This window comes from Chloroflexus sp. (genome assembly GCF_034434295.1).
Taxonomy (GTDB): Bacteria; Chloroflexota; Chloroflexia; order Chloroflexales; family Chloroflexaceae; genus Chloroflexus.
Genome location: NZ_DAOTZQ010000080.1, coordinates 1 through 22474, shown reverse-complemented (window position 1 = coordinate 22474; position 22474 = coordinate 1). Strand labels below are relative to the sequence as shown.

Sequence of the window (22474 nt, the reverse complement as noted above, 5' to 3'; positions counted from 1 at the left end):
CAAGGCTCACGTCGTTGGTTCATCAAAGATACCCGGTTCGGGTTTTGGCTCGATCCGATTGCGCAGCATACGCTCGAACGTACCAACTTGCCGGGGACTGATGGCACGGGCCGAGATTAGCAATACCTGGCCGTTCACCAGTTGCAATTCGTACACCCCGGCCAGTTTGCGCCAGTTGCGTACCTGCGACCAGGGAATGGTGCTACGTCCACTGCGGGCACTGACGATCAGCGTCTCGCGGCCCAGTTCGTAGCGGGTCGGCTGATAGATCGGCAGATCACGATTGCGGCTCTGCCGACGAATCGTGATCCAGCCCACAATCGCGTAAACCAGGAACGGAATCCAGCCGCCGAGCAGCGCCGGGGCCTGTGGTGTGGTTGGGTCGTAGATTACAAATGCGGTTAATACGGCTGCGACAAAGGCAAACACATAGAAAATCGGACGACGAAAGTAGCGACTCAAAGCGTGCTGAACAAATTCTTTCTGACTGATTGTGCTCTCGATAATCATGGCCGGGTACCGTTAAAATGCACGTCGCTTGATCAAGCGTAACTCATTTCCACCGCCAGGTAAAGGCCGATGCTGGAGATCATCCAGTAAATGGCGGGTCAGGAATAAGCCAAGGCCACCGGTGCGCTGTTGGCCACGTTTGATGAGGTTGCGCGGCAACGGCACGCTGAGCGGATCAAATACGGGCGCGGTATCGCGAATCGATACGTATAGGGTATCGCCTTCTTGCCAGATGTCGATCCAGATCGGGCCAGCCTGATTGCCGTAACCATACGTAATGGTATTCGAGATCAACTCGTTGGCAGCGTATACTACATCATCAATACTATCACGACGAGCGCCTATCTGGGTGGCCGCATCAATCATTGCCCGCCGGATGTGTTTCAGGCTGCGTAGATCGGCGTCAAAGCGAAGCGATGCGGGCATATTATCTCTCTTGGGATTAGGAAAACCGATACGAACAGCAGTATGATACCATACGATTGCGCGTTGTGGTGTATTATTTTGTTCGCGACAGAAAGAAGTTGATATGTATTGACAGCATCGAAAAAACAACGAAGAGCTAATCTATCACATGTCTCGCTGTTTGTATAGATATATCTATCACATTTTTAGAGCCTGTTGCAAAAAACATTTACTAGAAGGTATCTCAGTCATTACTGACCGACTCTATGATTGCGACGAGCACATACGGCATACCCGCGACCAGCGAGGCCAACGGCGTGCCACGCGCCGGATCATGCACACGGCTGCTGCGGCAGCATGGATACCGCACGCCAAACGTCGCGACACGCGCACAACGAGCGGGTAAGGCAACCAATCCAGCGCGTGATAGCACCGGAGATACTCGTTAGCCATCACCGCTGCCATACCGGCAGCCTGGGAGCAGGATATACTGTTGCTGGCGATTGGCAAACAACCGTTTGGGCGCACGGCAGCACGGCTTTTATGAAATAAGTTCTAGTTGATTCCAAGATTCGATACCTGACGACATAATGTTCCTGATCAGGAGTCTACCTTATGAAGCATGATGCTGTTGAATTTCTTGTTCGTTTGCTACGCACGCCATCGCTTTCTGGTCAGGAAGCGGCGGCGGTTGCGGTGATGGTTGATCAGATGCGCTCCTTCGGTTGGGAAGCCTTTGTTGATGAAGCGGGGAGTGCGGTTGGGCAGATCGGTAGCGAAGGGCCGCTGGTTGTGCTGCTTGGTCATATCGATACGGTACCCGGCGAGGTGCCGGTACGGATCGAGGACGGCAGGCTCTACGGACGCGGGGCGGTTGATGCCAAGGGACCACTGGCAACCTTTGTCTGGGCCGCCCGCCAGGCCGAGCTGTCGGGAACGCTGGGGTGTCGGCTGGTGATTATCGGCGCTACCGAAGAAGAAGCTGCCAGTTCACGCGGTGCCCATGCGGCTCGTGACCGCTACCGTCCCGATTTTTGTGTGATCGGTGAACCGAGTGGTTGGGATCGGATTACACTCGGCTACAAAGGTCGGCTCCTGGTCAATTATCATTACCGGCAACCGGTTGCGCATAGTGCCGGTGAGCAGCGCGCAGCGCCAGAGGTGATGGTTGATTTCTGGTGCGCCGTTGAACAGTACTGCCAGAGTATCAATGCCGGTCGTACCCGACTGTTCGAGCAGTTGATCCCTTCGTTGCGGCGTGTGCATAGTGATAGCGATGGCATCACCGAGTGGGTGGAGGCAACCATTGGTTTGAGGCTGCCCCCCGGTATCGATCCCTCGGCACTGGCCGATACCCTGCACATGCTGGCCGGTACTGCTGAAGTCTCCTGCACCGGTGCCTGCCCCGCCTTTCAGAGTCCACGCACGACACCGCTGGCGAGTGCGTTTGTGCGTGCGATCCGTCAACACGGTGGTCAACCGGCCTTCCTCCACAAGACCGGTACAGCCGATATGAATGTGGTCGGGCCGGTGTGGCAGTGTCCGATTGTCGCCTACGGGCCGGGCGACTCGCGGCTCGATCATACGCCCGATGAGCATCTTGAACTGGCCGAGTATGAGCGGGCAATTGACGTGCTAGCTGGGGTGCTCGCTCAGTTACGTTGACGATCAGCCCAGTCTGTGCTACCATCGCTACAATTGAATATAAACAACACGGGGTTGTACCTCGTCGGTAGGGAGCCTGGAGGAAGCGAAAGGCTTAATTGGGGGAAGTCCGGTCAAAGGCCGGCGCAGTCCACGCTACTGTAGGTCGCGATAAGCGACGAGCCAGAATGCCCGTCCCTACACGTTCGCTTTCACACCTTCGTTGGAAAGGGGGTGAGGCGTTCGCAAGATTGGCATGCATTCTTGCCTTCGTCTGTTCACCCCTCCACATATCGGTGGAGGGGTTTTTATTGCCCAGTGGGTGTTCGCTGAATGGGAAGAAAGGAATCTGTACCATGCGTCGGGATATCTCATGGGTTCTTGCCCTCTGTGTGAGTATACTGCTATTGCAACCGGTGGCTGCCCAGGCCGACGTGGTAGCGGCAGCGTTGCAATGGGTACGGTCACAGCAACAGGCTGATGGTAGCTTTGCCGGTTTTGGCCCAGGTGATACGGCTGATGCGATTGTTGCGCTGGTTGCCGGCGGTGAGCAACCACCGGCCAATGCAATGACGTATCTGGCCGGTCAGGCCGCTTCCTACGGTACCTCTTCGGCAGGGGCGACGGCGAAATTGATTCTGGCCGCGGTTGCCGCCGGACGCGATCCGCTCAATGTTGGCGGGGTCAACCTGGCCCGTCAGTTGGGAACAACCTACGATCCGGCGACCGGTCAGTACGGCGCCGATGTGTATGGTCATGCGCTGGCACTGCTGGCGATCAAGGCGATGGGTGTGCAACCGCCAGCCGCCGCCATTGATCGCCTGATCGCTTTGCAGTTGCGTGATGGCGGCTGGAGCTTCGATGGTGCTGCCGCAACCGGCAGTGATACCAATACCACCAGTCTGGCCGTTATGGCGCTGGCTGGTCATGCCCGTGCCGCCGATGCCTTGAGCGCAGCCCGCACCTATCTGCGCGGCCAGCAGAACCCTGATGGCGGTTTTCCCTACTCGCAAACATCGGCCTTTGGCAATGCCAGTGATGCCAACTCGACCGCAGCCGTCGTTCAGGCGATTCTGGCCCTTGGCGAAGACCCCAACGCTGCATCCTGGCGGCAAGGCGATGCTACACCGCTGAAGGCGCTGGTTGCGTTCCAGAATCAGAGTGGGGCGTTCCGCTATCAAGACGCGATGCCTGACGATAACGCACTGGCTACCTATCAGGCCATACCCGCGATTGCCGGGAAGACCTTGCCGGTGGTCAGCACGACGATTCCGGCGGCCCAGTCGCTCATCGCGCCGGCCCCCAGCCTCCCGACGACCGGTGGTGAAGAGGTACTGGTCTGGCCTGTGGTGTTGATGGGCGTCACACTGCTCGCGTTGGGTGTCTGGATCCGTCGTCGCCAGGCGCTATAGGGATGTCGTTATGCGATCCGCACGCACGCTGCTGCTCTTGCTGGCTATGATCCTGCTTTCCGGCGTGGTCTCAGCACAGTCGCCGCTCAATCGCGCCGGGGTTGTCGTGCGCTTTGGCGATGGTGAGGTGGTGACGGCGTGTGTCGAGTTTTCTGAACCCACCATCAGTGGTCTCGATTTGCTCGAACGGAGTGGGTTGCCGGTCATCAGTCAGCAGAGCAGTATCGGTGCGGCGGTGTGTAAGATTGGGCGGGAAGGGTGTGATTATCCGGCCACTGGTTGTTTCTGCGCACGCGATCAGGGGCGGGCCGTCTATTGGGCGTTTTACCGCCGTGAAGTCGGTGCCTGGCGCTATTCCAATCTGGGGGCGAGTAATGTCGTGGTGAGCGATGGTGACCTGCACGGTTGGGCATGGGGGCCGGGTGATGCCAGTAGCGGCGCGGTGCCCCCCGATCTGGAGCTAACTGATGTGTGTAAGCCGTTAGCGGAACCAGCCCCCACCACTGTCCCTGCAGCAACGATCACGCCTGCCAGCTCTCTCCCTCCGACGGCCACAGTGCTGCCGACGGTCGCGCCTATAGCGACGGCAACCTCAACCCCGACGGCCCAACCGGCTACGGCCACACCAACGGCATTACCATCACCTACTGCCATCCGGCAGGCGGATACGATCAACACATCGTCGCCATCGCCGGCGGTGACGCCAGCTATGACCCCTCCGCCGGCAGGTTCAGCACCGGCGAGCAGTGGCGGGCAGTGGCTCGGCTTTCTGCTGATTGCGGCAGTGCTGATCGGCGGGATTGTGGCAACGCGCAACCGGCGGCGGAGCGGCTAACGTGAGGTAGGCAAGGAGGAACCGGGTGACCGCTCGTTCGCACCATACCAGTATCTGGCTTGTTCGTCATGGGCAGACGGAGGCCAATCGCCACCGGCGGTACCTTGGTCGCGGTGACAGCCCGTTGACCGATTATGGTCGGCGTCAGCACGCTGCCCTGGCCCGGCGGTTGCGGGCACTGCCCTTCACCCGCGTTATTGTCAGCCCTACGGAACGCACCCGTGCGCTGGCGGCTGCGATTCTCAATGGTCGATCACCCATTCTGATGTACGAAGACCCGCGCTGGTGCGAGATTGACCATGGGCGTTGGGAAGGCTTAACCTACCGGGAAGTGATGCAGCGCTTCCCGGCTGAAGCCCAGGCGCGCTGGGCTGCCGGGATTGATGGGCGGCCTGCTGAGGGTGAGAGTCTGGCCGATGTTGCCGACCGGCTGGCTCCGGCCTGGGACGAGGTGCTGACCCACTATCCCGGTGAGCGAATTCTGATCGTAACCCACGCTACCCCTATCCAACTGGTGATCTGCTGGTGCTGCCGGCAGCCGATAGCCGAACACTGGCGCTGGCGGGTTGATTTGGGGAGCATAACGGCACTCGACACCTACGGTACGACGATCATTGTCCGCACCGTTAATGCTGTTCCGCAGTTGGTGGGTGGCGGAGGAGAGAGCGTATGAACGAAACATCGACACGGCCCACGATTGGTTTGATCGAAGCGATCCGCTTTCTGACCATCATTCCGCTCCCTGGCCTGTCACCGATGAGCGAACAGAGTGTGGTGCGAGCAATCCCGTGGTTTCCGGCAGCAGGGCTGGTGATTGGCGGGGTATTGGTGGCAGTTGATGGGCTGGCGCGTCCGTTGTGGGGTGATCTGACCGCCGCTGTGCTGGTGGTCGTTGCGTGGGGGATTATCACCGGTGGCCTGCACCTCGACGGGCTGAGCGATACCTTCGATGCAGTGATGAGCTGGCGGTCGCGTGAGCGCAAGCTGGAGATTATGAAAGATAGTCGGATCGGGGCGATGGGTGCGCTGGCGCTGATGGCTGTGCTGCTGCTGAAAGTGGCATTTGTGGCCGGTGCTACGTCAGTCTGGTCGGCTCTTCTCCTGGCACCGATGCTGGGCCGTTGGGCAGATTGCTACGGCATCTATCGCTTTCCGCCGGCGCGGGAAGGTGGGTTGGGGCGTACATTCAATGCGCAGGTACGCCAGTCCGATCTCTGGCTTGCCTCCCTGTTAATGGTCGCAAGTGCCTGGATTATCGGTGGTCTTGCCGGCCTGATCACGGTTGGTCTGGTGTTCGGCGTAGCTCACGTGCTGGCGCGTTGGTGGGTGCGCGATCTGGGTGGATTGACCGGCGACACCTACGGTGCCCTCTGCGAGATTAGTGAGATAGTCGCATTAGCTGCACTTACCGTGCGGTTGGGGGGGATGTGATGCACACGCGCACATGGCTCTGCTGGCTGATTGCCACCACCACCGTCGCCATCCTGGCCCCGCACCCACTGTATCACATCCTGCTCATGCTGGTCGTGACGCAGGTTTTTGTCAGGCATCGTGATGATCGGCCACTGGCCCGTAGTTTTAGCCTGTTTGCCCGTGTCGGTGCTTTGATCTGGCTTGGCTATGTGGTCTTTGCCGTCGTGACAGTTGGGGGTGTCCGCGGGGCGACGGTGCTGCTCCATCTTCCCGCCATTCACCTGCCGGTCTGGCTCGGTGGGATTGTGTTGGGTGGCCCGATCACTGCTGAAGCGCTGGCCTGGGGCGCGACTCGTGGGTTGAGTCTGTGGACGCTCTTGATCATCTTTGGCGCGTTCAATGCGCTGGTCGATCATCATCGGCTGCTCCGTCTGACGCCGCGTTCGCTGTTTCACGCCGGTCTGGCGGTGACGATTGCGCTTTCCTTTGCCCCCTCGCTGGTACGCGCTATTCAGGACATCACGGCTGCGCAGCGTGCGCGTGGTCATCGCTTCGGTAGTGTCAGAAGCTGGTGGGCACTGATTGGCCCACTACTGGCCGGCAGCCTGGAACGGTCACTGCAACTGGCGGAAGCGCTGGAGGCACGGGGCTACGGGCGCACGCTGCCAGCGGCTCACAACCCAACCCGTGTCTTTGCGCTGATTGCCGGTCTGCTGAGTATGACAACCGCTTTGATCGGCTGGCTATGGGTGGGGCCGGTAAGCTGGCCGCTCGCGCTGCCGGTCGGTGGTGGTGGCCTCATCCTTACCGCCTGGGCGGCTTTCGATCTGAGTCGTTGTGTGCCACGCACAACCTATCGGCGCGAACGCTGGCGTCGGCTTGACACGCTCACCTGGATTGCTGTTGCGGCTGCCGTCACCGTTGTTGCGACGATCCGCCTGATCGATCCGACGATCCTGGTCTACTATCCCTTCCCGGTCATCACCGAACCCGGTTTTGATCTGCGGGTTGGGGCGGCAGTGCTGTTGCTTGCCGTGCCCGCGCTACCGCTGACCGCCAGCGTACCCCGCCGGGCCTATCGCGTCAGCGCCGACCGTCGCGCTGCTCGTCAGGAGACGGCTTCGCAGCAGGTCTTAAGTGCCCAATCTTGACTCCTGATGCCCTTCGCGCTACCATGTCAGACAGCGTCAATCGCAAAGCGCTGACGAGGACGAGTAGCCCGATTCCGGCCACAGGGAGGGCGTGTCGCGACTGAGAGCACGCCTGGCGATGGGTCGGGGGAAAACCCCCTCTGAGTGCATCCCGGAACGCGCAATGCCAGTATGGGATGACGGGATTCGCCCGTTACCGCGAACAATGAGGCTCAACGCTGGCTTGTTGGCGTTGGGTAAACACAGGGTGGAACCACGAAGCAGCTCTTCGTCCCCGTGCGGACGGCGAGCTGTTTCTGTTAGGCCATAGCTGTCGCAAGGAGGACGTATGCGTCCATCTGCCCGCCGGATACCACCCCGGCGGCGTGAAACAACCGGCTGTGTTGGGCAACTGGTTCGGCTTGGGCTGGGGATACTGCTGATCGGCATCCTCTACCTGCTCTTGATCCGACCGCAGATCAGTTCTGCGCTTGGTCGTACCCTTGCCGACCTGATCGCGCCTGTCTCGACTCCGGTTGAGGTGGCTGATCAGGCGCCGTTACCTGCGCTGCTTGCCGCCCTGCCCGCCGGCCAGGTGACGGTGAGTGAGGCCGAGATTAATGGCTATCTCACCGATGTACAAACCGTTTTACCGGTAGATGCTATCAATGTGCGCCTGCGTGATGGCCGTGCTATCGTTACTATCCAGGCTTACGGGGTGACCAGTGTGGTGAGCAGTGGCGTGATGGTGCGGAATGGTGAACTGATTCCGCTTGACCCCCAGGTTGAGGGGCCGTTAGCGATGCTGATCTCGGCCTCCGACCTCTCAACGGTGCTCCACGAACGGCTCAATGCTGAACTTAACCGCCAAAACCGCCAGATTGTTGATGCACGTATCACCGACGGCTACCTGAGCATTGTCACAACCGGCAGATAACAAGAAGGAGAAACCAGTATGCCAGTCGATCCCAACAGCGATCCCTACTACCGCCTGCGGCATTCGCTGGCCCACGTGATGGCCCAGGCCGTGCTCGAAATCTTTCCCGATGCCAAAATTGCGATTGGGCCACCGATTGAAAACGGCTTTTACTACGACTTTGATCTGCCGCGCCCGCTCACGCCCGAAGACTTGAGCGAGATCGAGCGGCGGATGAGGCGGATTATTGCCGGTAATCACCCCTTCATCTATCGTGAGGTGACGGCTGAAGAGGCTCGTCAGATCTTTGCCAATCAACCGTACAAACTGGAATTGATCGAAGGTCTGGCCAAAGGGCTTGATGAATATGGTGAGACGCACCACGGCGATACGGTCATCTCAACCTACCGCCAGGATACGTTCGAGGACCTCTGCCGCGGTCCGCATCTCAGCCATACCGGCGAGATCAATCCTGAAGCCTTCAAACTGATGAGCATCGCCGGCGCCTACTGGCGGGGTGATGAGAAGAATCGGCAGTTGCAGCGTATCTACGGCACCGGCTGGAATACGAAAGAGGAGCTGGAAGCCTATCTGCACCGGTTGGAAGAGGCGCGTAAGCGCGACCACCGCCGTCTGGGTAAAGAGCTGGGACTCTTCTTCTTTTCAGATGATATTGGCCCCGGTCTGCCGATCTTCACCCCCAAAGGGGAAATCATTCGCCACGAAATGGAGAAGTTTGTCCGCGAAGTCCAGACCCGTTACGGGTATCAACACGTCTGGACGGGCAATGTGGTGAAAGAACAGCTTTACCGCAAGTCGGGCCACTACGACAACTATCGTGACAGCATGTTCCCGCCGATGGTCGAGAGCGAAGACCTCGTCTTCCGGCTGAAGCCGATGAACTGTCCTAGCCACATGACGCTCTACAACCAGCTCGGCGTGATCAGTTATCGCGATCTTCCGCTAAGGTTTGCCGAATTTGCGACTCTCTATCGGTATGAAGACAGTGGGGCGTTGAGTGGCTTGACCCGCGTGCGTGCCTTAACCCAAGACGACTGCCACATCTTCTGTCGGCCCGATCAGATACAAGAAGAGTTCAGTCTGGCGCTCCAGGTCATTCGCGAAGTACTGGGTACCTATCAGTTTACCGATTACAAAGTGCGGTTATCGCTGCGCGGCAGCGAAGGCAAATACGTCCAGGACGATGAAAAGTGGGAACTGGCAACCACTGCACTGCGCAGCGCCCTGGAAGCCAACGGTGTCGAGTACTTTGAAGTCGAAGGTGAAGCAGCATTCTACGGCCCGAAAGCCGACTTCCTTGCCCGCGATGTGTTGGGGCGTGAATGGCAACTGAGCACCATTCAGGTCGATTTTATCCAGCCGGCCCGTCTGGGGTGTGAATATATCGGTGAAGACGACAAACCCCACACACCGGTGGTTTTGCACCGCGCCGTTACCGGCACGACCGAGCGGTTTATGGGTATCTTGATTGAGCACTACGGCGGTGCGTTTCCGCTCTGGCTGGCACCAGTGCAGGCGGTCGTCATCCCGATTACCGACAAACAGATGGAGTTTGCCCGCCAGGTGCGCCAGCGCCTGTTCATGGCGGGGCTGCGGGTCGAACTCGACGACAATCGCGACCGCATGCAAGGCAAGATACGCCGTGCTCAGTTGCAGAAGATTCCGTATATGCTTATAATCGGCGCCAGGGAGGAAGCTGCTGACTCTGTGGCAGTACGAACTCGCGCAGGTGAAGACCTTGGTGCAATGCCGGTCGATGCATTCCTGGCCCGTGCTCTGGAGGAGATTCGCACCCGCAGTTGAGGAGTGTTCCAATGACGGTTGAGAACGATGCTATCACCGAAGTGGCTCGTCGCTTTGCCGAGTCGATCCACGCTGAACGCACGGCAACCCTCGAAGCATTGGCGGCTGAACGTGAAGCTGCCCAACGCCTGTTAGCCGCATTGCGTCGTGAACACGAACGGCAAAGCGCATCAGCAACCGGTGCGTTTGTCGCCGGGTTGGTCGTTGGTGCAGCGTTGGGCTTCGCTGCGGTTGCCCTGTTCAATCCACGTTCAGGGAACGAGACCCGCCAACGCCTTGCAGCACGCGCCAGCAGTGTGCGCCAGTCGTTTGCCGAACGGTTACGCGCAGCGATTGCCGCCGGTCAGCGCGCTGCCGCCGAGCGCGAGCAGGAGTTGTGGCGAGAATATCGCAAACGCTTGAGCGAACCACCACCTGATTCGGCAGCATAACCGGGTCGTCAACTCATTCAGTACGGCAAAGCCGTGGTGATCGCCCCAATGGAGCACAGGCTTGAACCTGTGTTCACTGGGGCGCAGGTGTCATCAATAGAGCACCTGACCGTCTGGCGGAGAGGTGCCATCCGCTCGTCGTGGGAACCGCATGGAACGACACGCTGGCGGGAACGACCGTCGGGTTGGTGTGGGTTCCATGCGCCTGGGATGGAGCGCAGTGGCGTGGAAGCCTGGCTTCCGCCATTCGCTGTGATACGTGTTGACCGGGTGGGTGAAGTGGATCGTGCAGTGGTATGCGCACTGGACTGGATGGATCAACCCTGACCAGCATGGCTACCTGTCACATTTGCAACCGCGTGGAGTTTGTATCGTCGTGAGGGAAGCATGGATGCCGAGATCATTGCTATCGGTTCAGAGTTATTGTTAGGGGTCACCATCGACACCAACAGCGCCTATCTTGCCCGTCAGTTGGCCGCTGCCGGTGTCAATGTCTATCGCAAAACGGTGGTTGGCGATAACGAAGGTCGGATTACGGCGGCAGTGCGTGAGGCGCTTGAGCGAGCCGATCTGGTGATCTGTACCGGTGGTCTCGGCCCAACCCTCGACGATGTGACCCGTGAAGCGGTTGCCGCAGCGCTTGATCGTCCCCTGGAATTTCATCCCGAACTGCTCGACCAGATTGCGGCCCGCTTTGCGGCCATGAATCGACCGATGAGTGAGAGCAATCGGCGGCAGGCGTATGTTCCGGCAGGCGCCCGGATCATTCCCAATCCTCGTGGTACTGCGCCCGCGTTTCTGGTCGAAGACGAGCGGGGAACGCTGATCGTGCTGCCCGGCGTGCCTGGTGAGATGCGGTATCTGTTTGAGACGGCTGTACTGCCGTACCTGCGCGATGAACGCGGGATCACAACTGTCATCATCGTCCGTACTTTGCATGCAGTGGGGCTTGGTGAAAGTGTGATTGGTGAACGAATCGCCGATCTGATGCAACAGGCCAACCCAACCGTTGGCATTTCGGCCAAGCGTGCGCGCTACGAGTTGCGGATTGGCGCCCGTGCCGAAAGCCAGGCGGAAGCGGAAGCGATGATTGCCCAAACCGAAGCCATCATCCGCGAGCGATTGGGGCCGTATCTGTTGGGTGATGAGGATTTGCCGGCAACCGTGGCCCGGCTGCTGCGTGAACGGCAACAGACTATTGCTCTGTACGAAGGGATTGCGCAGGCTCCCGTGTTTAAGGCGCTCTTGGCGTTGCCCAATGTCGAACAGGTATTGCGTGGTGCCGAGATACATCCACTTGATAGCCCGGCTGATGAACAGGCGTCCTCCAATCTGGCCTATGCTGGCGCGGCGAATGTTGCCGAGCGCTGGCAGAGCACAATTGGGCTGGGGGTGCAGTCGGCGAGTGGGCCAAACGATCAGGGATTTACCGCTGTGTCGCTCGCGCTGGTAACCCCCGATGGTGAACGACGCCTGACCCGCCCCTTTGATCTGCGTTCGGCTGATGGATTTGAGTTTATCGGTACAGCAGCGCTCGATCTGCTGCGCCGCTACCTGAACGGAGAGTCGGAGTAGTGTACACTTCTTCATCGCCTGCTACGTTACGTGCTGCAATTGCCCTCATCTGTCGCGATCCAACCTGGTGGCGTAAATGCCTGCTGCATGGTGCGCTGGCGATGACCATTATCGGCCTGCCGCTGGCCGTTGGTTTCATTATGGAAAGCTACGACAATAGCCGGCGTGGCTTTCCCTTTCCGTTGCCGCCCTGGCGCGACTGGACGTTGCGTGCGTTGACCGGCATCCTGGCCCTCTTGATCGATCTGGCCTTCTTCATCTTGCCACTGATGTTGGGAGGGCTATTGCTTACTTGTAGTGGCCTGGCCCTCGTGTTAACCGCCCAAACCGAACTGCTCGAACCGGTAATGCAGGGCATTCTGGCGCTGATGGGGTTGATCTGGCTGATTCTGTTCCTGATCGGGGTGGCGCCTATTGGTCGTCTGATCTTTGCTGAAGAAGGGCGAATCGAACAGGCATTGAGTCGAGAGCCGCTCCGCCGCGCCTTTACTCCGCCATACCGCCCCTACTTCTGGCGAGCGCGACTGGCCAGCCTGGCCGCGTATCTGCCTGCCGCTATCATAGTCGCGCTCACGGCTGGTCTTATCGTTGTCAATGCTCCCCGGTTCATTATTCTCCTGTCGGCCTGGCTGGGATGCAGCGCAGGTGTCTTTGCCCAACTGGTGGGTGCGCAGCTCTACGTGGCTGCCGAACAACAGGCGCAGCGGGCAATCCACGCCTGAGTGCGGTATGATTGTCACCCGCACAGCACCTGTCCGATGTCACACCGTATTGAACGGGAGCCGCGCAGAGTGCCATTGCGCGTAGAGGTAGCAGGTAAGCTGTAACCATCTCCCCTGATGTACAGCCCGGTAGCTACTTGTTACACTCACGCTGTCGCCAGGAGGTAAGGCTTCTGCGTGTGTGATCGTCCTGGCAAGATATGAGTGGTACGAGTTAATTGACATAATATCAAAATCTGGTTTCATAACCTAATACGCGCCGGCGGGGGCGGGATAGGGTGGGGGCGGGTCAGTAGGCTCTGGGAGCGCGAGCCTCCGGTGCGCTCACCATGTGCCCTAGCCTGCGATGCCTGCGCCCAGCGGGGTAGCGTAAGCCAGAGCCAACACGCGCCAGCGGGAGCCATCCGGTGCCGCTGGTTCCCGCCCCCAGCGGGGGCGGGATAGGGTGGGGGCGGGTCGCATCCTACCATTGGACGCAGCACCACCACGACACGCTCGCCATTTATCACGCTGGTACGTGCTTGGGCGGACGATACGTGAATCGGTTCGTGCGCTGCTGGTGAACTAGCAGTAGCTTGCTGGGAGCATGCTGGCAGCGTGCTGGCACGAGTCTTGCAACCTAAACGAGTCACAGTGTCAGTCAAGAATTGACATAACCTGCCATCTACAGATCGAACAGGTGTCAACTCTGCCAGGTTGCAGATATAACAACTGTTACGTGGTATCCTGTAAGATATCCGTGAAGAGCTATATCCAGGAAATCTTATGAACGTAACTCGTGCTTTCAGCTTTATCTTCGACGACCCAGACTGGTTAAAAATAACGCTGGTGATCGGTCTGCTACAGTTCATTCCCGTGATTGGGCAGATCGTCGGTTTAGGTTGTATCGTCGTGATTGCGCGGGCAGTCGCTAATGGGCAAGAGCGCCCCTTGCCGCAATTGAATCAGCTTGGCGCTCTGTTCTCCACAGGAGTGTACAGCGCTACCATTTACATTGTCTACTACTTACCCATCTTCCTGATCTCGTGCCTGCTTAGCTGCCTGGTTGGCGCCACCATTGCCTTTGCCGGCAATAGTGAATCAACGGTCATCATCTTGATCGGCTTGATGCTCTGTTCCAGTGTTGTTATTGTGCCGCTATCTCTGATCACTCAAATACTGTTGATCGTCGGTATAGGTCGCTACATCCAGACCGGCTCGGTCAGTGCCGCTTTCCAACCGGGTGGTGTTTGGGCACTGCTGCAACGCTATCCGGCAGAATGGCTGGTACTGTGGCTGCTCTCGCTATTGTGTGGTACTGTCGCCAGTGTTGGCACATTTGTGTTGTTAGTTGGTTTGATAGTGAGCATTCCATACGCAACCTTTGTATTCGGGCATCTCCTGGGACAAACAGTTCAGCAAGTAACGTCCTCTCCTGCTTCGCCGACACTGTCATCGTAAGAGGAGGACTCAATGGCGCTCCGTGATCTTATTCAGCCGCGGGAGCTACTCTACCCATCGAACCTGTTAACGATCAGCCGCATCCTGCTCTTACCGGCGACCATCTACTACATGCAGCGCAGTGATCGGCGTCAGCGGGCGTTGGTCTTACTGGCGATTACCATGCTCACCGATGCTCTCGATGGGCCACTGGCCCGCCGGCGGGGAGAGGTATCGAAGCTTGGCCAGATTCTCGATCCCATTGCCGATAAGGTGCTGATTGACTCAGCAGCAGTGATGCTCTCGCGCACGCGGGGATTTCCGTGGTGGGCAACCGGCTTACTCATTTTCCGGGATGTTGGGATTTTACTGGCCGGACTAATTGTCCTGCGCCGTAAAGCTCATATCACGACGGCGGCCAGTAGCGGAAAATTGACCACTCTGGCGATGACGATTGTGGCTTTGCTGTACCTGGCCGGTGGCCCCCGCTGGGGCAAGCCGGCGCTCTATATCGCCTTGATCCCCTTCAGCCTCTCGTTTGTGCAGTACGGGTGGCGCTTTTTGCGCATTATGCGATCTGGCGATGAGTAGAGGGTAGCGCACGACCGTTTTGTGTTGTCTGCCAGAATGAGATCGCAATGTGGTTGGGTACGAAGCATCGCCTTGCCTCTTGCCATTCTCCAGCGGAGAGATGGCTTCCGCTGGGCGCTGTTCCTTGTATCACCAGCACCACCGTTCGTATTGAGTCTTGAGTTATATAGGGCATCATTACCTGTTACCGGCTATACGGTGAACTGTCACCATTCCTCTTCCTCGCAACGATCCGTGGTGATCATCTGCGTGATGCGGACGGGTGGGTTCCGTAGGGGCGGGTCCAGAACCCGCCCTGTGCCTGTTCGCAATCATACGAGGGATGCGGCGAACGAAGGGTGGCGGAAGAGTTCATCTTGAGTTGCGTGCCATACATTGGGTTTTTCAAATTTGAGGTCACGCCTGCTCCAGAAAGGCTCTCTGAAGGATGCTGTCGTTGCAATTTCGGGTGGGGTGCGGAGTGTGACGCTAGGAAAGGCGACATATGCGTCGCCTTTCCAGTCTATGATGGTACGTTGGTAATGCGTAGATTGTCTGCAACAGGCTGGTGTGCTATCACTACTGGCCTACCGCACGTTCCTGCAAAGCCCAATAGCGGCGTCCCAGGAACGCACGGGCGAGGCGGGCTGCATGTGCTACTGCCCGCTCGGTAGCCGGACTGAGTGAGAGATTGAGGGTCGTATCGTAGGCCGGGATAGTGATCAGCACCGCTCGTGGTACACGACCATACAGCACGCGCGCCAGAGCCAGCAATGCAGGTGGATCACTCCGATGACTGTCATTCAACGTGAGTGCCGGTTCGATGACGCGAACATCAACATCAGTGCGATCAATCGCAGCATCGAGAAAGACAACGCGCCGGGCCTGCGCAATAACCGCTGCCAGTTCTGGGGTAAGCTGTGCCCTGGCAATCACCTGCACTCCAACCATACGCCATTGTCGCAAACGTGCAGCCGCAGCCTGTCCGGCATAATCGTCACCACGCAGCGGGCTGCCGTAGCCGATGACCAGTCCTCCTGATCCGACCACCGGACATCGACGCTGGCAGATGCTTCCCATAGCCAAACCTTTCTGCACTGGTGTCTGGTATCGATAATACAATTATACCGCAAAAGAGTACAAGACTATCACTTGTCTACCGATCAGTGGTTTCGGTCTGGCAGGTAACTCGTTACGTAAAAGCCTTGAAACACCGCCGCACCTGCCCAGTGCAGTCTTTGAGTCAGCAAACCGCGACGGTACTACCCCGTCGGGTTACTCGGCGCGTGCGATTAGTACTGCAATGTTCCTGCCGCTATTTTCCGATGCAGCTTCCTCAGCGGGAGAGGCGATTGATCAATTCGCCCTGCGCATTGTATAGCTCCACCTCCATCGCCATCTGGCCGATTGCATGGGTTGAACAGCTCAGACACGGATCGTAGGTGCGCACACCGGCTTCGATCCGATTGAGGATTCCTTCATCAAACTGACCATGCCGAATATAGCTCTGTGCAATCTGACCGACGGTGCGATTGATTGCCAGGTTATTCTGACCGGTCGCAATGATCAGATTAACATCGGTAATCAGACCTTTCTCATCGACGCGATAGTGATGGAAGAGCGTGCCCCGTGGCGCTTCGCTGACACCAACCGCTTCGTGACGATTAACGCCGGCATCGGCACGGAGTTCGCTAGAGAGCAGATCGTCGTCTTCAACCAGCACTTCCATCCGCTCCAGCGCGGCGATAATCTCGATCAGACGGGCGTGGTGATAGTAGAAGCTGCCATGGATAACCGGTCCAACAGCCTGGCGCAGCTCGCGTAACTCGGCATCAGCCCGTTCAGCACCCATGGTTGTGCAGATGTTGATCCGCGCCAGTGGCCCTACCCGATACATGCCCTGCGGATAGCCCAAGGCTCGAATGTACGGAAACTTCAGGTAGCTCCACGGCTCAACCGCTTCGCCAATGACATCACGGTAGTCGATGGGAACGAGTTCATCGATCAAGATGTTACCGGTGTGATCAATGACGCGCAGCTTGCCGCCGTAGTGCATCCATCGTCCGCCCGGCCCTACCATACCCATGTAGAGACTGGGAAACACGCCGAACGTTTCAATTTCACGTTGATACTTCGCGCTGAGTTGTTTCAGCCGTCCAAGAGCATCACAGGCGATGGTCAGCATTTCGGGCAGCTTAGCCCGAATGCGATCACGACTGCCTGCACTTAAACCACTCCGTACACCTCCCGGTACAGCCCATGCCGGATGGATTTTGCGACCCCCCAACAGCTCAATCACCTCTTGCCCAAACTGGCGTAGACGAATCCCATTCCGTGCCACGTCCGGGTCGGCAGCGATCAGCCCAAAGATGTTCCGCTGCGCCGGATTACTGTCAAAACCGAGCATCAAATCAGGCCCACTCAGATGAAAGAAACTGAGCGAGTGTGACTGAATGATCTGGGCAAGATTCATCAACCGGCGTAATTTCTCCGCAGCCGGTGGAATCAATACGGCAAGGATACCATCACCGGCACGGGCTGAGGCAAGCAAGTGGCTTACCGGGCAGATACCGCAGATACGCGCCGTAATGCCCGGCATCTCCCAGAAGGGTCGTCCGATGCAAAAGCGCTCGAAGCCACGAAATTCAGTGACGTGAAATCGCGTTTCGGCAACATCGCCGCTTTCATCGAGATGAATGCTGATTTTGGCATGCCCCTCGATGCGTGTCACCGGATCGATGATGATACGTTGACCCATCGTGTACTCCTTGCTCAGAATATCGTCGCCCTTCATCCGTAGCGAATATCGGCTGGCGGTTCACGACCCTCAATCAGGGCTTCAAGCAACGCCCGAATCCGTGGCGCTGATGGCGGACATCCCGGCAGGTAATAATTGACCGGAATGACCTGATGGACCGGTACTACTTTGTCGAGTAATACCGGCACAATTCCCGGTTCGTGTGGGATCACGCCGTGCGGATCGCCATGTTCGATGTAGACCTGTTGCAGTATAGTACGTGCCGGGCCAAGTGGGTTGCGCAGTGCTGTAACGTTCCCGGTTACTGCACAGTCACCAAATGCGATAATCAATCGGCTATGCTGACGTGCTGTTTTTGCCAGTTCACGATGTTCGTCACTGGCAATTGCTCCCTCGATCAACGTCAGATCAACATCTGGCGGAAATTGTTTGGCATCGGCAATCGGGCTGTAGACCAGATCGGCACGTGCTGCCAGATCGATCAACCATTCGTCGAGATCGAGCAGTGACATATGGCAGCCCGAACAGCCACCCAACCAGATGGTAGCAATCCGCAATCGGCTCATAGACTTCTCCCTCTCACCTGCGAATTTGTTCTATCGCATCACCTACCAGCGTTGCTTCCTTGCTTCGACAATGAGAGCGATGCGTTCACTATCGTGTGGTCGTTCGCCAACGGTCACACCACGTGGGAAGATGGCACCGGTTGGGCAGGCCAACTGACATTTCCCGCAACTGGTACAGGTGGTGGAAGTTCCCCAGGGCTGGTTCATATCGGTGATGACTCTTGCATCAACCCCGCGTCCGGCCACATCCCAGGTATGGACGCCTTCAATTTCGTCACAGGCGCGCACGCAGCGCGTACAGAGCACGCAACGATTGTGGTCGATGCCAAACCGTGGGTGCGAGATGTCAACGGGACAGGCAGGAGAGAGATATTCGTAGCGAACGTGATCCATCCCTACCATCGCCGCTAACCGTTGCAGTTCGCAGTTGCCACTGGCAACGCATACAGCGCACACGTGATTGCGTTCGGCAAACAACAGCTCGATAATCTGACGCCGGTAATTCTGGAGCCTGGGTGTCGCGGTGTGAACGACCATCCCCTCGCTAACCATCGTCATACAGGCCGGTTGTAGACGACGTTGACCTTCAATCTCAACCAGACAGAGTCGACAGGCACCAACATCTGACAATCCGTCGAGGTGGCATAGGGTAGGAATGGGAATGCTGGCGTCGCGGATAGCTTCCAATAGCGTTGCACCGGGGCGGGCCGAGACGAGATGGCCGTCAATTGTGAGCGTTTTAGCTGCCATGATCAACCTCCGCTCCGATGAGTTGTTCATATTCGTGTCGGAAGTAGTGCAGGGTGCTGAGCACCGGGTTCGGCGCTGATTGGCCCAGGCCACAGAGGCTTGTTTCACGCATCAGCTCGCACAATGCTTCAATCGTTTGCAAATCACTCTCGCTGGCCTGCCCATTGCGCAATTTGGTGAGTAGATTGAAGAGCTGGACAGTTCCTACCCGACATGGGATGCACTTGCCGCACGACTCATCTTTGCAAAACTCCATATAAAAACGAGCGACATCGACCATGTTCGTGTGCTCGTCCATCACGACCATCCCACCCGACCCCATAATCGAGCCGACCGCTGCCAGCGATTCGTAATCAACCGACGTATCAAACAGGCTGGCTGGAATGCAGCCACCCGACGGGCCACCGGTTTGTACCGCCTTGACCGGGGTTCCATCGGGGGTACCATCACCAATATCTTCGACAATCTCGCGAAGCGTGATCCCCATCGGTACCTCGATTAAACCGGTGTTGCGAATCTTACCGGTTAATGCAAAGACCTTCGTCCCTTTGCTTTGTTCGGTACCAATCTGGCGAAACCATTCCGGGCCGTGCTCGATAATGGCCGAAATGTTGGCAAAGGTCTCGACGTTGTTGATCAGAGTTGGCATGCCCCACAGACCACTCTCTGCTGGATACGGCGGACGTGGCCGGGGTTGGCCGCGCCGACCTTCAATCGAGGCAATCAGGGCGGTCTCTTCACCACACACAAATGCCCCTGCACCAACTCGAATGTCAACCCGAAAGTTAAAACTACTCTCAAAAATCTGGGCACCGAGTAATCCCATTCGGCGCGCCTGTACTATTGCTTTTTGCAGGCGTTCGATTGCCAGCGGATACTCACCGCGCACATAGATGAAGCCTTGCTCAGCTCCAACGGCGTAGGCCGCAATTGCCATCCCTTCCAGCACCAGATGCGGATCGCTCTCAAGCACACTGCGATCCATAAAGGCACCGGGATCACCTTCATCGGCATTGCAAATCACAAACTTCCGCTCACCGGGGCTTTTGGCAACAGTAGCCCACTTAAGCCCGGTTGGATACCCGGCCCCACCACGTCCACGCAGACCACTGCGCGTAATTATCTGAATCACCTCAGCCGGTGTCAGATCGTGAATGACGTGATAGAGCATACGGTAGCCACCCGCGGCGATATACTCCTCGATGCGTTCGGGATTGATGCGGCCACTGTGACGCAATACTATCGGATACTGGCGAGTGAAGAAAGGATGGTTCAGGTTACATTGCGGCACGTTGCATGAATCCTGATCGAGCGCAGCGACAAGCTCTTCGGCATCCGCCGGGGTAACGCGCTCGAACACTTTTCCGGTCGGTTCCAATCGAACCAGGGGGCCGTGCCCACACAATCCCATGCACCCAACCGGAACCACGTCAACATCAGCCTGTTTGCCGGCAGCGGAGAGCACTAGCTCCAGGCGACGCTTAATCTCCAGGCTACCGGAAGCCTGGCAACCGGCAGCAGCGCAGCAGAGGATGCGGAAACGCGCACGTTGAGCCTGTTCTCGTTCAGCAATCGCTTCCAGTTCGTGAAGATCCATAGATTACTCCTCGCGTTTCAGCAACGCCTGAATGCGCGCTTTCAAGTCGGAGCGGTCGGCGTGACCAACCACTTCCCCGTCAAGAACCACGGCAGGCGCAATGCCGCAAGCGCCGAGACAGCGAGCAGTCAGCAGCGAAAACCGACCATCTGCACTTGTCCGCCCGGCCTGGACGCCACTCAATGCTTCCAGTTCACGCAGCAAGATTGCCGCACCACGCACATAACATGCAGTGCCCAGACAGACCGTACAACTGTGTTCACCCTGAGGGGCCAGTGAGAAGAAATGGTAAAAGGTAGCAACCCCATACACCCGGCTGGGTGGCAACTTGAGGCGACGGGCAACCTCACTGAGTAACTCTGGCGAGAGAAAGCCGTACAGTTCTTGCGCTTTATGCAACACTTCGATCAGCGCATCGCCCTGATACTGAAACCGTTTCATCGTCGCTTCCAGTATCTTTTGGCGATTATCAGCAACAGGACGGGGATTCCGGTCAGCAGTGGTATCGGTCGCAGGTGTCGTCATTGCACTTCTCCCAAACTGATGACGGGCACTACCCTGATCCTATCCCGACTACAACTGTTTTAGTGGAAAGAGTTCACTACCAACTGTTAATAACGGGTGAAGTAGGGTGACAACTGTATCTCGCTATGCGAAAGGTGGGCGGGTCGTATCAAATCTTGAGTGATACTCTACATCACTGCCAGGCACCGAATATGCGGGGATCCGTGATCATCTTTCCCCTCCGTGACGATCCGTTGATACAGATGGACGGGTGTCGTAGGGGTGGGTTCAGAACCTGTCCCTACGGACGGTGCGTATGCCCGTTCACGTTGCCACTACGAGGGGCCGCAAGGGTGTGTCCTGGTTGGCGTGCCATGCATTGGCCTGGATCAGATTTGATATTACACCCCTGTCTTAATACAATGCACTTCCGGTGAGGCTGCCGGGGAGTGTGGCTATCACCTGTTTCGTGACTAAACCTCTGATGGAATCTGAATGCCGTCGGTACGAGCGTTAGCCTGACTGACTACTTGCTGAACACCCGCAATGAGGTTGACAAACAGCGACACTTGTTGTATATTCTCAGCGGGCCTCTAGCTCAATTGGCAGAGCAGTTGACTCTTAATCAATCGGTTGTGGGTTCGAGTCCCACGGGGCCCACCATTGCAGCACCGGCACAAGCCGGTGTTTTTTTGATTCTCTGCAAAGCTTACACCACTTGCTTCGGCTGCAATGTTCCAGGAAGAACTATCTGGTTGTCTACGAACGACGTGGGGATAGTATCGCATTTTGATCGCGGGAAACAGCCTCAGTGGTCTGTGCTAGGTGGGGAGTGAGCCGGAGGCTCGCGCTCTCGGCGGGTGCTCTCTTCTCTGTTCACTGACACTCACGTCGCACACGCCATCCCGCGCTCCTGGTGGGTGAGGTGCGGGAGTATACCCCACCCCGACCCGCCCCCGCTGGGGGCGGGGGAACGCCCTCACCCCCGGCCCCTCTCCCGCAGCGCGAGAGAGAGGGGAGCGTAGAAGTGTGGTCTATGGCTTCCTGATGCCGTAGACGGTGGGTTCGCGTTGATGTTCTGTCCATGCCTCCCCCAGCGGGGGAATCCCCTTACCGTTCCTCCCCCCAGCGGGGGGATCTCCTTACCATTCCTCCCCCCAGCGGGGGGATCTCCTTACCATTCCTCCCCCTAGCGGGGGAATCCCCTTACCGTTCCTCCCCCCAGCGGGGGGGAGGTTGGGAGGGGGCCGGGATTGCAGTGCCTGAGAACCAGTATGGAGCACGCCTGTCATCCCTCCCCGCTCCTCTCCCACTGCGGGAGAGGAGCGGGGACTGGGGGTGAGGTGAGGGCAAGCACCCCCACCCCGACCCGCCCCCAGTGGGGGCGGGGGAACGCCCTCACCCCCGGCCCCTCGCCCGCTGTGCTATTCATTACCCACAGGTCACACAGAAGCCGGTATGACGCCGCATATCCCATCGTCATGGATACGAGG

21 protein-coding genes, 1 tRNA gene and 1 riboswitch are annotated in these 22474 nt (G+C 58.0%); of the genes, 14 read left to right on the top strand and 8 right to left on the bottom strand.

Features of this window, described 5'->3' with window-relative positions:
- Positions 1-6: 6 nt before the first annotated feature.
- Positions 7-510 carry a YcxB family protein gene (locus tag VAE57_RS11715; RefSeq protein ID WP_322822062.1) on the bottom strand — a complete coding sequence of 168 codons (504 nt, stop codon included), beginning with the start codon at positions 508-510 and terminating at the stop codon, positions 7-9.
- 12 nt (positions 511-522) lie between these two features.
- Entirely contained in the window at positions 523-936 is a 414-nt protein-coding gene (locus VAE57_RS11710; protein WP_322822061.1) for an ATP-binding protein, read from the bottom strand.
- 594 nt (positions 937-1530) lie between these two features.
- Between VAE57_RS11710 and VAE57_RS11705 the strand changes: the two genes are divergently transcribed.
- The 13 genes from VAE57_RS11705 to VAE57_RS11645 all read left to right on the top strand — a co-directional run bounded on the left by VAE57_RS11705 (position 1531) and on the right by VAE57_RS11645 (position 14827).
- Entirely contained in the window at positions 1531-2580 is a 1050-nt protein-coding gene (locus VAE57_RS11705; protein ID WP_322822060.1) for a [LysW]-lysine hydrolase, read from the top strand.
- Between the two features lie 53 nt (positions 2581-2633).
- Positions 2634-2775, top strand: a riboswitch (cobalamin riboswitch).
- Between the two features lie 140 nt (positions 2776-2915).
- Positions 2916-3971, top strand: coding sequence for a prenyltransferase/squalene oxidase repeat-containing protein (locus VAE57_RS11700; protein ID WP_322822059.1), 1056 nt, complete (start codon positions 2916-2918; stop codon positions 3969-3971).
- Between the two features lie 10 nt (positions 3972-3981).
- Positions 3982-4806 carry a hypothetical protein gene (locus tag VAE57_RS11695; RefSeq protein ID WP_322822058.1) on the top strand — a complete coding sequence of 275 codons (825 nt, stop codon included), beginning with the start codon at positions 3982-3984 and terminating at the stop codon, positions 4804-4806.
- 25 nt (positions 4807-4831) lie between these two features.
- Positions 4832-5479, top strand: a complete 648-nt coding sequence (locus VAE57_RS11690) for a histidine phosphatase family protein (RefSeq protein WP_322822057.1) — start codon at positions 4832-4834, stop codon at positions 5477-5479.
- Positions 5476-6237, top strand: coding sequence for an adenosylcobinamide-GDP ribazoletransferase (cobS, locus tag VAE57_RS11685; RefSeq protein ID WP_322822056.1), 762 nt, complete (start codon positions 5476-5478; stop codon positions 6235-6237). The genes VAE57_RS11690 and cobS overlap by 4 nt, the downstream gene beginning before the upstream one ends.
- On the top strand, positions 6237-7370 hold the full coding sequence (locus tag VAE57_RS11680) for an energy-coupling factor transporter transmembrane component T (RefSeq protein ID WP_322822055.1): 1134 nt from the start codon (positions 6237-6239) through the stop codon (positions 7368-7370). The genes cobS and VAE57_RS11680 overlap by 1 nt, the downstream gene beginning before the upstream one ends.
- Before the next feature lie 328 nt (positions 7371-7698).
- Positions 7699-8286 carry a hypothetical protein gene (locus tag VAE57_RS11675; protein WP_322822054.1) on the top strand — a complete coding sequence of 196 codons (588 nt, stop codon included), beginning with the start codon at positions 7699-7701 and terminating at the stop codon, positions 8284-8286.
- 18 nt (positions 8287-8304) lie between these two features.
- Positions 8305-10089: a threonine--tRNA ligase gene (thrS, locus tag VAE57_RS11670; RefSeq protein WP_322822053.1), complete on the top strand. Its 1785-nt coding sequence runs from the start codon at positions 8305-8307 to the stop codon at positions 10087-10089.
- 11 nt (positions 10090-10100) lie between these two features.
- Entirely contained in the window at positions 10101-10520 is a 420-nt protein-coding gene (locus VAE57_RS11665) for a YtxH domain-containing protein (RefSeq protein ID WP_322822052.1), read from the top strand.
- A gap of 387 nt (positions 10521-10907) precedes the next feature.
- Positions 10908-12095, top strand: coding sequence for a CinA family nicotinamide mononucleotide deamidase-related protein (locus tag VAE57_RS11660; protein ID WP_322822051.1), 1188 nt, complete (start codon positions 10908-10910; stop codon positions 12093-12095).
- Complete coding sequence (locus tag VAE57_RS11655; protein WP_322822050.1) at positions 12095-12817, top strand: DUF4013 domain-containing protein; 723 nt, start codon at positions 12095-12097, stop codon at positions 12815-12817. Before VAE57_RS11660 ends, VAE57_RS11655 begins: the two co-directional genes overlap by 1 nt.
- A 765-nt stretch (positions 12818-13582) precedes the next feature.
- Complete coding sequence (locus tag VAE57_RS11650) at positions 13583-14257, top strand: DUF4013 domain-containing protein (protein ID WP_322822049.1); 675 nt, start codon at positions 13583-13585, stop codon at positions 14255-14257.
- Positions 14258-14269: 12 nt separating this feature from the next.
- Complete coding sequence (locus VAE57_RS11645; RefSeq protein ID WP_322822048.1) at positions 14270-14827, top strand: CDP-alcohol phosphatidyltransferase family protein; 558 nt, start codon at positions 14270-14272, stop codon at positions 14825-14827.
- A gap of 558 nt (positions 14828-15385) precedes the next feature.
- Here the strand turns inward: VAE57_RS11645 and VAE57_RS11640 are convergent.
- The 6 genes from VAE57_RS11640 to hoxE all read right to left on the bottom strand — a co-directional run bounded on the left by VAE57_RS11640 (position 15386) and on the right by hoxE (position 21002).
- The gene (locus VAE57_RS11640; RefSeq protein ID WP_322822047.1) at positions 15386-15886 is read right to left on the bottom strand and encodes a hydrogenase maturation protease; all 501 of its coding nucleotides are present in this window, start codon (positions 15884-15886) and stop codon (positions 15386-15388) included.
- 256 nt (positions 15887-16142) lie between these two features.
- A complete protein-coding gene (locus VAE57_RS11635; protein ID WP_322822046.1) occupies positions 16143-17564 on the bottom strand; it encodes a Ni/Fe hydrogenase subunit alpha in 1422 nt (473 codons plus the stop codon).
- A 32-nt stretch (positions 17565-17596) separates the two neighbouring features.
- Positions 17597-18130: an oxidoreductase gene (locus VAE57_RS11630; RefSeq protein WP_322822045.1), complete on the bottom strand. Its 534-nt coding sequence runs from the start codon at positions 18128-18130 to the stop codon at positions 17597-17599.
- A 42-nt stretch (positions 18131-18172) separates the two neighbouring features.
- Positions 18173-18880 (bottom strand): bidirectional hydrogenase complex protein HoxU, encoded by a 708-nt coding sequence (gene hoxU, locus VAE57_RS11625; RefSeq protein WP_322822044.1) that lies wholly within the window; start codon positions 18878-18880, stop codon positions 18173-18175.
- Positions 18870-20477, bottom strand: coding sequence for a NuoF family protein (locus tag VAE57_RS11620; RefSeq protein WP_322822043.1), 1608 nt, complete (start codon positions 20475-20477; stop codon positions 18870-18872). The genes hoxU and VAE57_RS11620 overlap by 11 nt, the downstream gene beginning before the upstream one ends.
- 3 nt (positions 20478-20480) lie before the next feature.
- Positions 20481-21002: a bidirectional hydrogenase complex protein HoxE gene (gene hoxE, locus VAE57_RS11615; protein WP_322822042.1), complete on the bottom strand. Its 522-nt coding sequence runs from the start codon at positions 21000-21002 to the stop codon at positions 20481-20483.
- A gap of 566 nt (positions 21003-21568) precedes the next feature.
- Between hoxE and VAE57_RS11610 the strand changes: the two genes are divergently transcribed.
- Positions 21569-21644: transfer RNA gene (locus VAE57_RS11610), tRNA-Lys, on the top strand.
- The last annotated feature ends 830 nt before the right edge of the window (positions 21645-22474 follow it).